Here is a 16,191-nt window from a genome sequence, read left to right as displayed (position 1 = left end):
CCTTGGATGTCCTGGCTCTCCCGCGCCTTCGCGCGCAGCTCGGGACCCCGGCGTGGACGCGAAAGCTCGCCGTCGAGATCCAGCGCGGCGGTGAGGCGGCGCGTGACGCGGGCGAGCGGCTGGGCCGTTCGGACACGCCCCGGCCGGACGGCACGCTGATCTGGTGCCATCTGCCCGGCACACTCGAATCCGGTGCGCTCCTGTCGCTGCGCGAGCGGCTCCGAACCGAACAGGCGGATCTATCGCTCCTCGTCACCACTCCGGACGTCGGTCGCTGCCGGAAGGTCGCGCGCGAGACGATGCTCCTCTGCCAGCTTCCGCCCCTCGATGCGCCGGCGATGATCCAACGCTTCCTCGATCACTGGCGGCCGGATGCTGCCATCTGGTTCGAGCGGGTCGATGCGCCGCTGCTGCTGGAGGCGGCCGCGCATGCAGGCATTCCGCTCTTTCTGCAAGATGCCACAGCGCCGGACGTGGCGAGCACGCGCGCCCGCGCACGCGAGCGGTATCTGATGGGACTATTCGAGCGGGTTTTTGCGCAAAGCGTTACCGATCACGAGTCGATCCGCGCGCTCGGACCGATCCCGACGCGGATCGAGGCGAGCGGGCGTCTGACGCCGATCGCGCATCCGCCGTCCTGCCTCGAGGCCGAGCGCGCGGCGCTGGCCGCGGCGCTGCGCAGCCGCCCTGTCTGGCTCGCCTCCTGTCCGGACCCGGACGAGCTGGACTGGATCCTCGAGGCGCACCGGCAGGCACGTCGCTCGGCCCACCGGCTGCTACTCATCCTCGTGCCGCGGTCCGATGCCGAAGGGCGGCCGCTGGCCGAACGGCTTCGCGCCGATGGCTGGGTCGTCGCCCGCCGCGACGCCGACGAGGAGCCCGACGAGGGAACCGATATCTTCGTCGCCGACAGCCGCGAGGAGCTCGGTCTTTTCTACCGGCTGGCGCCTGTCACTTTCCTGGGCGGCACACTCTCGAACAGCGCCGTGCCCGCGGCGTCCGATCCGGCGACGCTCGGCTCGGCGATCATCGCCGGTCCCTTCACGGGGAACGAGGCGGAGATGCTGCGCCGGCTGCGCCGCGGCGGGGCCTGCCGGCTGGTGCCCGACGCGGCGCGCCTCGGAGCAGCGGTGACCGAGTTGCTCGCGCCCGACCGCGCGGCGCAGCTGGCGCTCAACGCCTGGGAGATTGCTTCGGATGGCAGCCCGGTGATGGACCGCCTGGTCGGCGCCCTGCTCCCGGCGCTGCGGGAGGGACCTGCGTGATGCGCGCGCCGGGCTTCTGGAACACTCCGCCCTCGGCACCCGGCGGGCTGGCGCGCCTGCTGAGCCCGCTCGGCGCGCTCTATGCCGCGGCCACGGCGCGCCGCTTGCGTGGCGGCGAACGCTACAGGCCGACCGTTCCGGTCACCTGCGTCGGCAATCTGAGCGCCGGCGGCACCGGCAAGACGCCGACCGTCATCGCACTGGCACAGCGGCTCGGGCAGGGGACGCATGTCGTTACACGCGGTCATGGCGGACGGCTGGAAGGGCCGGTGCGCGTCGATCCCGACCGGCATGACGCGGACGAGACCGGGGACGAGCCTCTGCTCCTCGCCGCCTTTGCGCCGGTCTGGGTGGCGCGCGACCGGGCTGCGGGAGTGCAGGCGGCGGAAGCGGCCGGGGCGCGGCGTATCCTGCTCGACGACGGCTTCCAGAACCCCGCTGTGATCAAGACCACCTCGATCGTCGTGGTCGACGCCGCGCGCGGTTTCGGCAACGGGCGCTGCATCCCGGCTGGACCGCTGCGCGAGCCGGTCGCGGCCGGGCTGGCGCGGGCCGATCTCGTGTTGTCGATCGGCGGTGCGGAGGCGCAAAAACGATTTGGCGCAAGCTGGGGCGATGCGCTCACCGCCGCGGGGGTGCCCCGTGCCGAGGCGGCGTTGGTGCCGCTGGAAACCGGCATGGACTGGAGCGGCCTTCGGGTCCTTGCCTTCGCCGGCATCGGCTACCCGGAGAAGTTCTTCGCAACCCTGCGCGGTCTTGGCGCCGAGATCCTGCGGGCCGAAGCGCTGGAAGATCACCAGCCGCTGACACCGGCTTTGATCGGGCGGCTCGAGGCGGAGGCGCAGCGGCTCGGCGCGCAGCTCGTGACCACCGAAAAGGATGCCGTGCGCATGCCCGTCGCCTTCCGGCGCAGCGTGCTGACCGTGCCCGTCCGGCTCGAATGCACAGACTGGGCACCGGTCGACGCTGTGCTGGGCGCGAGGGGCTGAAGTGATGCCACAGATTGTGGCGCCGCCGTTCAATGGCGTCTATCGAGCATATGGTGGTGGCCCGGCGTAGCCCCCGGGCCAGCCAAAGGGCATGAAACTGTTGGCGGCGCCCATCAACGGCCCGACGCTCTGGTCGATGTTTCTGGCCGAGTGCTGCATCAGTGTCACGGCCTCGGAGATCCGGGTTACATCCGCCGACATCCGCACCACCGCGCCGCGCATCTCCAGCACCGAGCCGGTCATCGCGGTCATGTCCCCGGTCATGTGGGCCGTCGCGCCGGACATAGTTTCGACGTCGCCGGACATATGCGTCACGCTCTGGTTGAGATTCGCCATGCTGCGGGTCATGGCCTGCATCTGCTGGGTCATCTTCTCGGCCTGCCCGACGACGGCGTGGACATCGGTGGTCAGGCGATAGACCAGAATGAAGCCATAGATCGCAAGGATCACGAAGCTCGTCATGCCGGCATAGACGATGAGGCGGACGGCGCGCAGCGCGGAGGTCGCCTTCTCGAGATATTCCAGGTATTCCGGCGGTCTGTACACCTCGCCGCGCAACTCGGCGGCGCCGCTGGAATAGTCGAACTGCGGAGAGGCAGGCTGCGCGTTCTTCGCCGTTTCGTCGGTCATGTGTCGGCCTCGTCGGTCGGACCCGCGTCGGGCGGCGAGGCGTCCGTGTCGAGACGGCGCAGGAGATCGGTCGCCAGGTAGGGCGCACCGGTTCGGATGGCGGGCTCCAGCGCGCGTGCCTCGTCGGGCTGCCCGTCGGCTATCAGCAGAAGCGCGGCGGCATAGAAGGATTTCGCCGCCTCGACCGTCTGTCCGCCGTTGAAAAAGACGTTGCCAAGCTCGCCATGCGCCCTTGCGTCGTCCGGATGCCGGGCGAGATAGGCCAGGTAGCTCGCGATCGAGCGGTGGATGTCGCCTTCGGCGAAGGCTTTTCGCGCGGGAGCAAGGCCGGGCTCCGGTCCTTCGGCCGCATTTGCCGCCGTCCGGGCGCCGGCTGCGACGTCCTCCGGGCGACGGGTGTCGGCCCGGGGGGCCGCATCCGTAGGCTGCACCTCGGAACGCAGAACATTCTCCGGGTCGGACGCCTCGGCCCGCGCGTCGTCCCCCTGTGGGTCGCTCTTTGCCTCGTCGTTGCGCTCCACTCCGACAACGGTCGATGTCTTGCCTGCGTCCGGAATGTTGGAAGACAGCTCATCACCCCCGGCCAACCGGTGTTTGACAGCAACAAAGCCGGACTCCACCGTGCCCCAGATCGGTGCCAGATGCCCGCCACTCCAGGCGCCCAGAGCAAAGAACACGGCGGCATAGAACAGGCCTGTCACGAAACGTGCGAGCATGGCTGTCTCCTCGGGTCATGCCGGGCGGGGAGGCGTGTTCGAGGCGCCTCCCTGCCGATGTCGTCTGCGCCGGCCGCTACCAGCCAAACGGTCCGCCGATGCCCGGATAGCCGCCCCACGGGCTGCCGAGACCGGGATAGCCGCCCCACGGGCCCCCGAGCCCCGGATAGCCGCCCCAGGGGCTGCCGATGCCCGGATAGCCACCCCACGGGCCGCCGAGTCCCGGGTAGCCACCCCATGGGCCGCCGAGTCCCGGATAGCCGCCCCAGGGGTTGTTCCAGCCATTTCCAAACCCGTTGCCCCAGCCATTGCCCCAGCCCGACAGGTCCGCGCTGAAGCTCATGTTGCCGAGGCCGCGGCCCCACCCATTGCCCCAGCCATTGCCGAGATAGCCGGGAGCGCCCCATGGGCCTCCTCCCCAAGGGCCGCCCCCCCAGGGGCTGCCATTCCACCATTGGGCCTCGGCCGCGCCGGACACGGCCAGGCCAGCCGCCAACAGGGCGGCGCCGAGCGCCGTCTTGATCCGTCTCATCGTGATCTCCTTTCAGGACTGGTCGGGGCGCGCAGCGCTTGGCTGCGCGCGCCGCGGGCCTTTACCACCAGCCGGGACCCCAGTTCCGGCCGCGGCTGTTGCCCCATCCGTTGCCCCATCCGTCGCCCCTCCAGTCGGTATCGCCCCCGAAGCTGAAGTTGCCGCGCATGTTGCCCCTTCCGGCGCCATATCCGCGGCCGTAGCCGTCATAGGCGTTGCCGTAATAGGGGCCGTAGCCATAAGGCGTGTAGCCATAGGGCGCCGGGCCATAGCCGTAAGGCGCGGGTGCGTAGCCATAATAGGGCGCCGGGGCACCGTAGCCGTAGGGCGGTGGTGCGGCCGGGCCGCCGTAACCTTGCGGCGGGACACCGGCCATGGCGTCACCCTCCTGCGGCGCAGCGGGCTGTCCGTCCGCACGCTGCTGATCCCACGGAGCGCCCCAGCCCGGCGGCATCGGCGGCGGTCCGCCACGTCCATAGTAAGGATCGTTCCAGCCCGGCGGGGGGGGACCCCAGGCAGGCTGCGCCGCATTGGCGTCCGCAGCCGGCGGCGGCGTGGCCCCAGCTTGCGCCTGTTCGGAGTCCTGGGCGACGGCAGCGCCAACCGTCAGAACCGACAGCGCGGCCATCGCAACTGCTCCCAGCAGGTTTCCTCGAATACTCATCTCTTTCCTCTCCCTCTGTCTTGAAACTGGACGTGGCCGGCGCCCGGAGGCGCCGGTGCCGCGGCTTACCACCAGCCCGGGCCCCATCCGTTGCCGCGGTTGTTGCCCCAGCCGTTGCCCCACATGTCGCCATCTCCGCCGAAGCTGAAATTGCCGCTCATGTTGCCCCGGCCAGAGCCGTAGCCGCGGCCGTAGCCGTAGCCGTCATAGGCGTTGCCGTAATAGGGGCCGTAGCCATATGGCGCGTAGCCGTAGGGCGCGTAGCCCCCATAGGGTGCAGGCGGGTAGTAGCCGCCGCCATAGGGCGCGGGCGGGTAGTAGCCGCCGCCGTATTGCGCGGGCGGATAGCCACCGTAGGGCGCCGGCGGCGGACCCCAGCCTTGCGGCGCCTGGGCCTGCTGCTGCGGCGCCTGCGGTGCGGCCGCATTCGCGTTCGGCGCGCCGCCATAGGGTCCGCTCGGCGGCGGCGGCTGGACCGATTGCTGGGCGGCAACCGCCCCTGCGCATGCCGCGAATGCCGCGGCCACGACGATCTTGGTGATGGTCTTCATGGACGTTCTCCTCCGTTTGCGGTGCCGGGTGTCCAGATCCGGCTACCAGTTGCGCGGCAGGGCGCCGGAGCGTTCCCGCCACCAATTCCATGTCGTCGCGTTGGTCCAGCCGGAGAACGGCGTGGTCCAGGGCACGTACATGTAAGGCGTGCTGAGACCCCAGGGATTGTAGGGGTCGGTCGTGTTGTTGATCTGGCCGTAGCTCCAGAGCAGCAGCTGCGTGTCGGGTCCGCCGGCGTAGCTGTCGACCGGCAGGAAGGCGCGCGGCGTGGCGGCGGCGTGCGGAATGTAGGGCGTGATCCCCGGTCCGCCCGGCGGAACGCCTTCCGGGCCACGGATGATCGGCGTCGGCGCGGCAATGCAATTCGGCGGGCAGACCTGCCCGGGAACGGTCGAATAGGGACCGGCCGCATAGGGGGGACTTCCGGCCATCGGCAAGGCGCTGCCATTGCTGAGCTCGCCGAAGGTCGCCGCGCCGGCCGTCTGGCCGAATGCCGCCAGAACAAAGGCGCCGAGCGCGGCCGGGACAGTCTCGCGAAGTCTTTCCATGGCACCCCTCCCTTTCATGTCGACTTCCTCCGGGTGCTGCCGGACCTGGTGCTTCGCCGCTTGCGGGCGGGCGCCTTCGCAGGCGCCGGCGCGGCCTCTTCGGGACGCTCTGATGCCGGGTCTTCCGATGGCGAGGGAGGCGAGGTCGCGGCCGTTCCGGTTTTCCCAGCGGTTGCAGGAGAACTCGCGGACTTCCTTTTCCGCCGTACTGGCTTTTTCGGTGCTTCGTCGGGCGTTTCCGGCTCTAGCGGTGGAACGGCCGCCTCGGACTTCCGCTGCAGGCGCGGCGGGCGTCCCGGAGTGGTGGCCGCGGGCGATGGTTCGGTCTCCGGACTGACCGGCGCCTCATCCGGCGTGGTGGCCCTGTCCGACTTCCGCTCAAGCCGGGCCGGGCGTTGCGGCGCGGCGGCGGGTTGCGACTCCGCATCGGCGCCTGCCTTGCGCTCGAGCCGCGGCGGGCGGCCGGCGGGCGGGGGCGCGTCGGGTCCTCTGCCACCGGTGGGTCCGGTGGGTGGCATGTCGGGGGCCGGACCGCCGCCGCCATTCGGGTGCAGCCGCAGGAACCGCCTGTGAGCACTGTTGCAGCCCATCGGGATGACGACCAGCGTCAGGAAGGTGGCGATCAGCGAGCCGAAGAGCAGCGACACCGCCATGCCCTGGAAGATCGGGTCGCTCAGGAGCACCATCGAGCCAATGATCAGCGCCAGCGCGGTGATCATGATCGGCCTCAGCCGGACCTGCCCCGCGAGCGTGATCGCGTCCTGAACCGACCGGCCCTGCTCGACCTCGGCGCGGGCGAATTCCACCAGCAGGATCGAGTTTCGGACGATGATCCCCGCAAGCGCGATGAAGCCGATCATAGACGTGGCAGTGAAGTCGGCGCCGAGCAGCCAGTGGCCGGGCACGATACCGATCAGCGTCAGCGGGATCGGCGCCATGATGACCGCGGGCAGCAGGAAGTCGCGGAACTCGGCCACCACGAGCACATAGATCAGCACCAGCGCGGCCATGAAGGCGAGGCCCATGTCGCGGAAGGTGACATAGGTGACCTGCCACTCGCCGTCCCATTTGAACCCGGAGACATCGGCGGAGTCCGGTCGGCCGAAATACTGTCCGCCGATCGTCTGGCCATCGGGTGTGACGTATTTTTGGAGCGCGGAATCAACCTGGAGCATGCCGTAGAGCGGCGCTCCGAGCGGGCCGATCACGTCGCCGGTGACATATTCCACCGCCCGCAGGTCCTTGTGATAGATCGGCTGCCCGACCGGGACCTCCCGGAACTGGCCGAGCTCGCCGAGCGGTACGGTGCTGCCGGCGTCGGTCGGGATCGGCAGCACCAGCAGGTTGCCGAGATTGACCCGCATCGCCAGAGGCGCCTGGAGCACGATGACCGCCTGTTCGAGGTTATAGGCGCTTTGCAGCGCGCCGGCCTCGAAGCCGCCGGCAGCCATGCGCAATTCGCGGTTGATGCTCTCGACCGAGGTGCCGAACATCGCCGCGCGCTGCCGGTCGATGACGAACTCGATGCGGTCGTGCGGCGCTTCCATGTAGCTGTTGACGTCGGCGATGTCGGGCGTCTCTTCCATGATCGCCATGATCTCGGCTGCCACCGCGCGGCGGATTTCGGGCGTCGGCCCGTAGACCTCGGCCACCAGCGGCGCCAGGACCGGCGGTCCGGGCGGGGTCTCGGCGATGGTCAGCCGGGCCTCGGCGGCGGCGGCGATCGGCACGAGCGTCTCGCGGATCTCCATCGCCACGTCGTGGCTCGACCGGGATCGCTCGGCCTTGGGCAGAAGCTGAACCGCGATGTCGCCCTGCCACGGCTGGTTGCGCAGGAAGTAGTGGCGCACCAAGCCGTTGAAGTTGAAGGGCGAAGAGGTGCCGACATAGGTCTGGTAGCCGATCACGTCCGGGATCGCCTCAAGCTGCGCACCGATCCGTGTCGCCAGGTTGGCAGTGACGAAGAGATCGGTGCCCTCCGGCATGTCGATGACGACCTGCAATTCCGACTTGTTGTCAAAAGGCAGCATCTTGAAGGCGACCTGCTTGAGCGGGAACATCGCCACCGCGGCCAGCATCGCCAGGATGATCAGCAGGAGGGTCAGCCAGGAGAGCAACGGCGTGGTCATGATCGGCCCGATCAGACGCATGTACCAGCGGCCGATGAATTCCGACTGCCGGTGCTCCTTTTCGGCGGCGTCGCGCAGCGTCTGCATGGAGGGTTTCACCCGCGCGGCGAGCCAGGGGACGAAGACGAAGGCGGCGACCAGCGAGAACAGCATCGCCGCCGAGGAGAGCACCGGGATCGGCAGCATGTAGGGGCCCATCATCTCGGTGACAAAGCCCATGGGCAGCAGCGCCGCGACCACGGTGAAGGTGGCGAGGATCGTCGGGTTTCCGACTTCGTCCACTGCGTCGATGGTGATCTCGTCGCGCGTGTCCTCGTCCTGAAGCCAGCGGCGATAGATGTTTTCGACCACGACGATCGCGTCGTCGACCAGGATCCCGATGGCGAAGACCAGCGCGAACATCGAAACGCGGTTGATCGTGAAACCCAGCACATACGCTACCGCGAGCGACATCAGCAGCACCGCCGGGATGGTGACCAGAACGATCACCGCCGGGCGGAGGCCCATGGTCACGAGAGCCAGCACGGTGACCAGCGCCGAGACGATGAAGAGCTTCAAGATCAGGTGCGAGACCTTGTCATGCGCCGTCTCGCCATAGTCGCGCGAGATCGTCACGTCGACCGAGGCCGGGATCAGCGTCTCTTGCATGGCGTCGAGTTCGGTGAGCAGCGCCTGCGCCACGTCGACTCCGTTAGTGCCGAGCTTCTTGGCGACGGCGACAGTGACTGCCGGACGTGTGGAGAAACTGCTGTCCTCGTTCCGCTCGCTCGCGGCAACGATGCTCCGCGTCTCGGACTCGCCATGAGAAATGGTGGCCACGTCGCGCAGATAGACGGGGCGGTTTCCGGACACAGAGATCACCAGACCCGCCACGTCCTCTGCCGATTTCAGGAAGTCGCCGGTGAAGACGTCGAAGTAGCGGTTGCCATCGATCACGTCGCCGGCCGGAATCCGCTGGTTGGCGGCCGAAATTGCCTGCGCGATCATGCCGAGGGTCAGGTTGTAGGGCGCCAGACGGGACGGATCGACCTCGACCCTCACCTGTTCGAAGCTGCCGCCGGTGACGAAGCTCAGGCCGGTATTGGGCAGCGACTTGAACCGCTGCTGGACGTCGAGGCCGAGCTTCCTGAGCTGCACGAGATCGAGCTGGTCGGACGCGAGCGTGACGGTCACCACCGGCACGTCGTCGATCGATTTCGGCTTCACCAGGGGCGGCATGACGCCCTTGGGAATGAGGTCCATGTTCGATTGCAGCTTGTCGTAGAGCTTGACCAGCGAGCCCTCGAGCCCTTCGCCGACCTTGAAGCGCACGGTCACCATGGAGAAGCCGTCGTGGGAGACAGAATAGACGTGCTTGACGCCCGAGAGCTCGCTCATCAGCCGTTCGAGCGGTTCGGAGACCAGGTTGGTCACCTCGGGCGCCGAAGCGCCGGGATAGGCGACGAGGATGTCGACCATCGGCACGGAGATCTGCGGATCCTCTTCGCGTGGCGTCACCAGCGCGCCGAGGAGCCCGATCATGAAGAAGGCCAGCAGCAGGAGCGGTGTCAGCGGCGACTCGATGAACGCCCGCGCGGTACGCCCGGCGATCCCGAGGCCGCGGCTTGCGCCCGTCTTGCCTGTCTCGGCTGGCTGGTGTCCGGAGGTGCCGGTATCGCTCATTTCCCTGGTCCCCGGCTATGGCCGATGGCCGGACAAAGGATCGCCCGACTTCAGATCCGGGCTCGGATGGGCGACGACGCGTTCGCCGGCGACGAGGCCCGACAACACCGCCGTCCGGTCGCCCTGCTCGTCGCCGATCCGCAGCACACGCATCTCGACGGTGCCGTCGGCCGCCACGGCAAAGGCCACAGGCAGGCTCCCGCGACGCACGATCGCTGTAGTCGGGATGGCGGGCGAGAGTTGCGACGGGCTGCCGCCGCCCGGCTGGGAGATCCAGGCCAGCACATACATGCCCGGCGCGGCCTTGGTTCCTGAGGGCAACGCCAGCTTCACGGTGACGGTATGCTGGCCAGGGCTCGCCGCGGGAAAGATCTGGGCGACCGGCGCCCAGAGATTGGCGTGGTTGATGGTCACCGGGACCTGATCGCCGACCCGGATATTCGCGAGCTGTGCGATGGGCACCTCGATTTCGACATCGAGCTCGTCGACATCGGCGATCTCGGCAAGCGGCTGGCCGGGTTGCACGATGTCGCCGACCCGGACATGGCGGGTGAGGATAGCGCCGTTCCACGGCGCCACGGCGCGACGGTTGCGGAGTTGGGCGTCGAGTCCGTCGACCTGGGACTGCGCCGCGGCGAGCCGCGTGAGCTGCTGCTCATAGGCCGTCCGCGCGGCGCTGACGGCAGCATAGTCTCGCTGCGCCTGCTGCTGAGAGAGCAGCGGGCTGCTGCCGGTGCCGGTGTTGCCGAAACCGGGAAAGGAATTTCCGAAGAAGGATTGGGCCATGTTGTAGAACGGAATGGCCATGCGCTCGTAGGCGTCATAGCCCGGCCCTCCGAAGGAAGAGGTGCGCGGCCCATAGAGCTTCTTGTAGAGCTGCGTCTGTCCGTCCTGAAGCGCGGCCATCTGCGCCGAGAGATCGGCCCAGGCGGCGCGATACTGGGGCTGCAGCCCGTCGTCGTCGAGCGCGACGACGACCTGACCGGCGGCGACGCGCTCACCCGCCTCGCCGGCAACATAGGTGACCCGTCCCGGCGCCTGTGCCGTCAGGCCGACGGTGCGGCGCGGTATCACGTAGCCGCCAAGGCGGATGCGTTCCGCCGCCGGCATCTGAGTCACTTCCGCAAGACCGATCTGCGGCACGAAGACCGCCGCGGCCGGGTTGCCTGCGGGCGCATCGGAGGCCGACGCGGTCGGCTCGCGGTCGGCCAGAAACGCGACAACGAGGCCGCCGATCACCGCCGCGGCGATCAAGGGTATCAGTCTCAGAACGGTCGACGCCATCCGGAACTCCTCCCGAAGCCGATTGGTCCGCAGTCAAGAGCGGGTGCGAAGGTCAGCTGCGCGGAACGCGCCCCATGACCGTGAAGCTCTTGATGAACGGGCCCGCCATCGCGGGGTTCTTGATCATGGCGCCGTAGTCGCCCGTCTTGAACTTGAGCTTGCCGGACGTGTAGGCGAGGCCGAGGGCCATCATGCCGATGCCCTTGGAGCACCACTTTTCCCAATCGGCCGGGCTGGCGCGCAGGTCCCAGTTGACCGCCTGTCCGTCATAGGCGCCGGCTGATGTAACATAGCCGCCCTGGACGTCGACATAGCCGAGCGGCTGCGTGTCGCCGTCAAAACCATAGCCAATCACGGAATTGAATCCGATCTTCGCCAATGCATCGCCGAGCTCAGGCTCGTCATTCCACGCATTGCCGAAGTCGACCATCCAGTCGTCCGAAAACAACGAAGGCATCGCAGAGTTCCTCCCATTCGGGGGAGCCCTCCCAGCTTCCCCATCCCTCTGTTTCTGCCCGCAGGTTGTTCCTGCGGATCACGTTTCTCCGACTGCTCGTCCTGTTCATTCAATAATATTCAAATATCTATATATGACCTAACGTAAAAAGCAAGGAATTTTCGTCATGGCCCATTCTTGCGAAAGATCCTTCAACCCTCGGGGCACCGGATGCGCCGAAAGACGGTTGCTTCGGGTCCGCTCGAATGAGTTGTGGGAATGGAGAATCCGACCTCTGCCGATATCAAAGAATGCTTCTATCGACACACGGAACACACCGCCACCGGGCCAGCGCTGAGTTCCTAATGCATTGAGTTTACGTTTATATGTTACAGTGAGATATTCCGCGTCATTGCAGATCACGAAGTCCGGGCTGCCGCTGCCTCTACTTTTTCACCGCGCAGGCCGGGCGGATGCGCCCGAGACGATCTGTCGACAGGGTCATCAGGTGGACCGGAGAACACAGGCGCGTGCGCCGAACACTTTCCGGTTGCGATCTGTCGCAGGCATTTGACAGACCTCCGGCCGCCCGAGCCCGGCATGTCTGCGATTGGCACCGAATCGGTAGGTCTCAGTTATTGCCGCGTGTTCAGTTGTTACGGCAAAACCCGCTCAGGCTACGGGAGCCGCCCCGTCGACAAGGCGCGCTGCCGTAAAGGCGTCGGTGATCAGCACGTCGATAAGCCCGGTGCGGAGCGCACCGCGGATCGCGTCGGTCTTGCTCGGTCCACCGGCCAGGGCAATCACCCGATTCACCTTTGCAAGTTCCTCGAGCGACATCCCAATGACCCTGTCGTCAAGTGGGGTCTTTACCGGTTTGCCGTCGATGTCGAAGAACCGAAGGCTCATGTCCCCGACCGCGCCGGCTTCGGCCAACTCGTCGAGTTCCGACGGCGCAAAGACATTTCCGCTCCGCGCCAGCATCGTCGATGGCTCCATCGCGCCGATCCCGACGAAAGCGACGCTGATCTTGCCGAACAGGTCCATCGTGCTGCGCACATAGGTGTCGCTCAACAGAACCAGCTTCGCTTCCCGCGACGCTGCCACGCCCGGCGTCGTGAGCAGGCGCGGCTCGGCGCCCGTCAGACGCGCGAGACGGGAGATCAACTGGGTCGCGTGGCTCTGAACCGTCGGGTCGCCCATACCGCCCAGAGTCTGGACGATGAACTTTGCGCGCCCGACCGCATCGGATGGATGTTGTCCACCATCTTCAGGATGGTTTCGCTCCAGCTCGAGACGCCCATGATCTCGTCGGAAAGAAGCGTCGACTCGAGGAAATGCGTGGCCGCCTCCCCGATGCGGGCCATTGCAAGCCCTGCGCTGTCGGAAGCGCTCTCCACGACAATCGCCTCCGGAACTCCGTAGATCTGTCGCAGCCACGCCTACAGATCCGCGAAGGTCCCGGACGGAGCGACAACCGAGGTGCGGACGATCTGCTCCTCCCGCGCCGTCTTCAGCATGCGCGAGACCGAAGCCTGGGAGATATGCAGGTGCTCGGCGATCTCAGCCTGACGACGCCCCTCGATGTGATACATCTGGGCGACGCGTGCGATCAGTCTGAGTTCGTTCACTCTTGCCAACAGCGGTCTCCTCGAACGAAAGAAACGGCGAATTCCTACCGCGACGTTTCACCCGGTGCCAAGCGTCGCCCGCGCGATCGCGAGGGTCCACGCCGTGCGGGCCTCGGCGCGAGTCGACGCGTCGAGGGTCGGCGCGATCTCGGCGCCATGCCCGACCAGCGCCCCGATCGTCTCCAGATCCGGCCAGATGCCCGTCGCCAGTCCGGCGAGATAGGCGGCGCCCTGAGCGGAGGTCTCCGTGCTTTCCCCGACAATCAGGCGATGGTCGGCGAAATCCGCCACCAGTCCCATCAGGAACGGGTTGCGGCTGGGACCGCCGTCGACGAAGCGTCGCCCGATGCCTTTGCGCGCGTTCTGCTCGACGATCTCGAAGACATCGGCGACCTGGAAGGCAATGGACTCTGCTGCGGCCCGCGCCACCTGTGCCCGGCCCGAGCCAAAGGAGAGGCCGCAGATCAGCCCGCGAGCGTCGGCGTTCCAGTGCGGCGATCCGAGCCCGACATGGCCTGGAACAAGAATGACCCCGAGTGTTCTCTCGGTGGTCTGCGCAAGGTCGAGAAGGGCATTCACCTCCTCTTCGCCCAGAAGCTCCGCGGTCCTGGGAAGAATCGAGGCGCTGACCTGGATGTTGCCCTCGAAGGCATAGGTCGGCACGCCATTCAAAGACCAGGCGATCGTCGTGGTGATCCCGCGGGGCGGTGCGATGAACTCGGGCAGTGTCGCCATCACGGAGGAGCCGGTGCCGAACGTGACCTTCTCCTCTCCGGGCTCGAAGGCGCCGTGACCGAAGAGCGCCCCGTGCGAGTCGCTGATCGTCGAGGCGACCGGCATTCCGTCGGGGAGGCCATCCACGCCGGATGTCCGGGCGAAGATATGGGCAGAATCGCAGATGTCGGGAAGCATGGCCAGCGGCACCCCGAAGATCTCGCACAGCGTTTCGTCCCAACGGCCGTCCGAGATGTTGTAGAGCTGGGTCCGGGCGGCATTCGACACGTCGCAGGCATGGACCCTACCGCCCGAGAGATTCCAGATCAGCCAGGAATCGATAGCGCCGACGCAGATGCTTTCGGCGGCTTTCCCGGCGCAATGATGATCCAGCAGCCAGCCGACCTTGGTGGCCGGGAACATCGGGTCGAGCGGCAGGCCGGTGCGCGCAACCACTGCTGCCTCGTGCCCGGCCGCCTTCAGCGCCGCGCAGGCCGGAGCGGTACGCCGACGCTGCCAGGTCACGACCGGCCCAAGCGGTGCGCCGGTATTGCGGTCCCAGGCGAGGATCGACTCGCGCTGGTTCGACAATCCGATGGCGACGATCTCGGCCCCGGGTGCCTCGGCGCGGCAGGCGGCAATCGCGGCGATCGTGCTCTGCCAGATCTGCGCGGCCTCCTGCTGGACCCAACCGGGTCGGGGGTGCACGGTCGGCACCGGAGCCGATCCGCGTGAGATGATCTCGCCACTCTCCGCGACGAGAATTGCCTTGCTGTTCGTCGTGCCTTCGTCGATCGCCAGAACTGCCCGCTGCATGGAGCGCTCCTATTTCTTGCGATCGATCAGCGCCGCGGCCGCGGCCGCGATGCCGTCCGGCGACATGCCGAACGTGTCGAGCAGGAAATCGGCGGAGCCGGTCGAAGGGAAGATCCCGGGCACGCCCAGGCGCTTCATCGGCACCGGGTGCGTCTCGACGACGATTTCGGCCACAGCGCTTCCGAGCCCGCCGAAGATCGTGTGCTCCTCGCATGTCAGGATAGCGCCGGTTTCTTCGGCCGCGCGGATGATCGCCTGCTCGTCGATCGGGCGGACCGACGCCATGTTGAGCACCCGCGCCTCGATACCCGCGGCCGCCAGGTGCTCGGCGGCCTGCATCGCCCGATGGGTCAGCACGCCGTTGGCGATGAGGGTCACGTCCGACCCATTGCGCAGCGTGTCGGCCTTACCGAGATCGAAGCGGTGCCCGTCGGGCAGGAGTTGAGGCACGCCGACGCGGCTCAGGCGGAGGAAAATCGGACCGTCGAAACTGGCCGCGAAAGCCACGGCAGCGGCCGTCTCGACATTGTCGCAAGGCGCAACCACGGCGACGTTCGGGATGGCGCGGATCCAGGCGAAGTCCTCGGTTAGATGGTGGGTTGGTCCAAGTTCGCCATAGGCCATGCCCGAACTGATCCCGACCAGTTTCACATTGGTGTCCGAATAGGCGACGTCGGCCTTGATCTGTTCCAGTGCGCGGCCGGTCAGAAAGCTTGCGGCGGCGCAGACGAAAGGGATCTTGCCGCCATTGGCGAGGCCCGCGCCGACGCCGACCATGGTCTGTTCGGCTATCCCGACATTGATTAGGCGGTCGGGGAACCTGTCGCGAAGCCATTGAGCTTGGAGGAGCCGACCGAGTCATTGCAGACAGCAACGATGCGTCGGTCATCGGTCGCCATAGATTCCAGAACCGCGGTGAAGGAATCCGGCAATCATGGAGCTTCACGTCGATCCCGGCACTCATTGCAGCGCCTCCTCGAGTTCGGCCATGGCCTGCTTGTAGTGTTCGGCGCTTGGGACCTTGTGATGCCAGGCGACGTTGTCCGACATGAAGGATATCCCGTTGCCCTTGTTGGGGTGAGCAACGACGGCCCGGGGCTTGCCCGGCACCACTGCGTCGGCTGAAAGCGCCCTGACGATCTGGTCCATGTCGTGACCGTCGATTTCTTCCACGGCCCATCCGAAGGCTTCGAGTTTTGGCGGGAAGGGGGCCAGGTTGTTGGTGTCCGCCAGTCGCGCGCCCTGCTGGAGACGGTTGTGGTCGATGATCAGTGTCAGATTGTCGAGTTTGTATTGGGCCGCTGTCGTGATCGCCTCCCAGTTGCTTCCCCCCCCCTGCATCTCGCCGTCGCCGGTGACCACGCGGCGCCGTCCATCTTTGCGGCGATCGCCATGCCGACCGCCACTGGCAGCCCGTGGCCGAGCGGACCGGTATTGGTCTCCACGCCGGGCACCTTTTGCGGTTGGGATGGCCGGTTGGGCGCGATTTCGGCAGAGCGGTCGGCCGCTCGCGCCTGTTTGCTCGTTCCACCGCCCCCCGCGTTCTGTGAAAGCGGCGCCGCGATCACGTGGCGGGTCGACTCCGGGCACCGGATAGTGGCAGATCCCTGTCGTCAACATCAA

At 67.2% G+C, this 16,191-nt stretch carries 17 protein-coding genes; 2 read left to right on the top strand and 15 right to left on the bottom strand.

The genetic code is table 11. The features are described 5' to 3' along the window. Positions 1 to 2 precede the first annotated feature (2 nt). Both EU800_RS15650 and lpxK read left to right on the top strand, forming a co-directional pair. Positions 3 to 1,265, top strand: a complete 1,263-nt coding sequence (locus EU800_RS15650) for a 3-deoxy-D-manno-octulosonic acid transferase (protein ID WP_129633968.1) — start codon at positions 3 to 5, stop codon at positions 1,263 to 1,265. Then, on the top strand, positions 1,265 to 2,254 hold the full coding sequence (gene lpxK / locus EU800_RS15645; RefSeq protein ID WP_129633993.1) for a tetraacyldisaccharide 4'-kinase: 990 nt from the start codon (positions 1,265 to 1,267) through the stop codon (positions 2,252 to 2,254). Before EU800_RS15650 ends, lpxK begins: the two co-directional genes overlap by 1 nt. A 39-nt stretch (positions 2,255 to 2,293) precedes the next feature. On the opposite strand, the gene EU800_RS15640 is transcribed toward lpxK, so the two are convergent. From EU800_RS15640 to EU800_RS15580, 15 genes are all read right to left on the bottom strand, one after another. Next, positions 2,294 to 2,884, bottom strand: a complete 591-nt coding sequence (locus EU800_RS15640) for a hypothetical protein (RefSeq protein WP_129633967.1) — start codon at positions 2,882 to 2,884, stop codon at positions 2,294 to 2,296. Further along, a complete protein-coding gene (locus EU800_RS15635; RefSeq protein ID WP_129633966.1) occupies positions 2,881 to 3,600 on the bottom strand; it encodes a tol-pal system YbgF family protein in 720 nt (239 codons plus the stop codon). The genes EU800_RS15640 and EU800_RS15635 overlap by 4 nt, the downstream gene beginning before the upstream one ends. 76 nt (positions 3,601 to 3,676) lie before the next feature. After that, complete coding sequence (locus EU800_RS15630; protein WP_129633965.1) at positions 3,677 to 4,132, bottom strand: sulfur globule protein CV1; 456 nt, start codon at positions 4,130 to 4,132, stop codon at positions 3,677 to 3,679. A gap of 61 nt (positions 4,133 to 4,193) precedes the next feature. Continuing rightward, the gene (locus tag EU800_RS27250; RefSeq protein ID WP_129633964.1) at positions 4,194 to 4,796 is read right to left on the bottom strand and encodes a hypothetical protein; all 603 of its coding nucleotides are present in this window, start codon (positions 4,794 to 4,796) and stop codon (positions 4,194 to 4,196) included. 65 nt (positions 4,797 to 4,861) lie between these two features. Beyond that, complete coding sequence (locus EU800_RS15620; protein WP_129633963.1) at positions 4,862 to 5,347, bottom strand: hypothetical protein; 486 nt, start codon at positions 5,345 to 5,347, stop codon at positions 4,862 to 4,864. Between the two features lie 42 nt (positions 5,348 to 5,389). Continuing rightward, positions 5,390 to 5,896 carry a hypothetical protein gene (locus EU800_RS15615; RefSeq protein WP_129633962.1) on the bottom strand — a complete coding sequence of 169 codons (507 nt, stop codon included), beginning with the start codon at positions 5,894 to 5,896 and terminating at the stop codon, positions 5,390 to 5,392. Between the two features lie 14 nt (positions 5,897 to 5,910). Then, positions 5,911 to 9,687: an efflux RND transporter permease subunit gene (locus EU800_RS15610; RefSeq protein WP_129633961.1), complete on the bottom strand. Its 3,777-nt coding sequence runs from the start codon at positions 9,685 to 9,687 to the stop codon at positions 5,911 to 5,913. A gap of 15 nt (positions 9,688 to 9,702) precedes the next feature. Then, positions 9,703 to 10,971, bottom strand: coding sequence for an efflux RND transporter periplasmic adaptor subunit (locus tag EU800_RS15605; RefSeq protein ID WP_129633960.1), 1,269 nt, complete (start codon positions 10,969 to 10,971; stop codon positions 9,703 to 9,705). A gap of 52 nt (positions 10,972 to 11,023) precedes the next feature. Further along, entirely contained in the window at positions 11,024 to 11,401 is a 378-nt protein-coding gene (locus EU800_RS15600; protein WP_242500595.1) for an SCP-2 sterol transfer family protein, read from the bottom strand. A gap of 678 nt (positions 11,402 to 12,079) precedes the next feature. Beyond that, a complete protein-coding gene (locus EU800_RS15595; protein ID WP_256369772.1) occupies positions 12,080 to 12,610 on the bottom strand; it encodes a sugar-binding transcriptional regulator in 531 nt (176 codons plus the stop codon). Further along, the gene (locus EU800_RS29110) at positions 12,571 to 12,807 is read right to left on the bottom strand and encodes a hypothetical protein (RefSeq protein ID WP_371685636.1); all 237 of its coding nucleotides are present in this window, start codon (positions 12,805 to 12,807) and stop codon (positions 12,571 to 12,573) included. The genes EU800_RS15595 and EU800_RS29110 overlap by 40 nt, the downstream gene beginning before the upstream one ends. 42 nt (positions 12,808 to 12,849) lie before the next feature. Continuing rightward, positions 12,850 to 13,047, bottom strand: a complete 198-nt coding sequence (locus EU800_RS27565) for a hypothetical protein (protein ID WP_371685635.1) — start codon at positions 13,045 to 13,047, stop codon at positions 12,850 to 12,852. A gap of 48 nt (positions 13,048 to 13,095) precedes the next feature. Next, positions 13,096 to 14,568, bottom strand: a complete 1,473-nt coding sequence (locus EU800_RS15590) for an FGGY family carbohydrate kinase (RefSeq protein ID WP_129633958.1) — start codon at positions 14,566 to 14,568, stop codon at positions 13,096 to 13,098. A 9-nt stretch (positions 14,569 to 14,577) separates the two neighbouring features. Next, positions 14,578 to 15,345: a transketolase family protein gene (locus tag EU800_RS15585; RefSeq protein WP_242500594.1), complete on the bottom strand. Its 768-nt coding sequence runs from the start codon at positions 15,343 to 15,345 to the stop codon at positions 14,578 to 14,580. A gap of 183 nt (positions 15,346 to 15,528) precedes the next feature. After that, entirely contained in the window at positions 15,529 to 16,188 is a 660-nt protein-coding gene (locus EU800_RS15580) for a hypothetical protein (protein ID WP_242500593.1), read from the bottom strand. Positions 16,189 to 16,191: the final 3 nt, after the last annotated feature.

It is taken from the genome of Tropicimonas sp. IMCC6043, from assembly GCF_004146235.1.
In the GTDB taxonomy this organism is placed as follows: domain Bacteria; phylum Pseudomonadota; class Alphaproteobacteria; order Rhodobacterales; family Rhodobacteraceae; genus Tropicimonas.
This window is presented reverse-complemented; position numbering and strand designations above follow the sequence as displayed.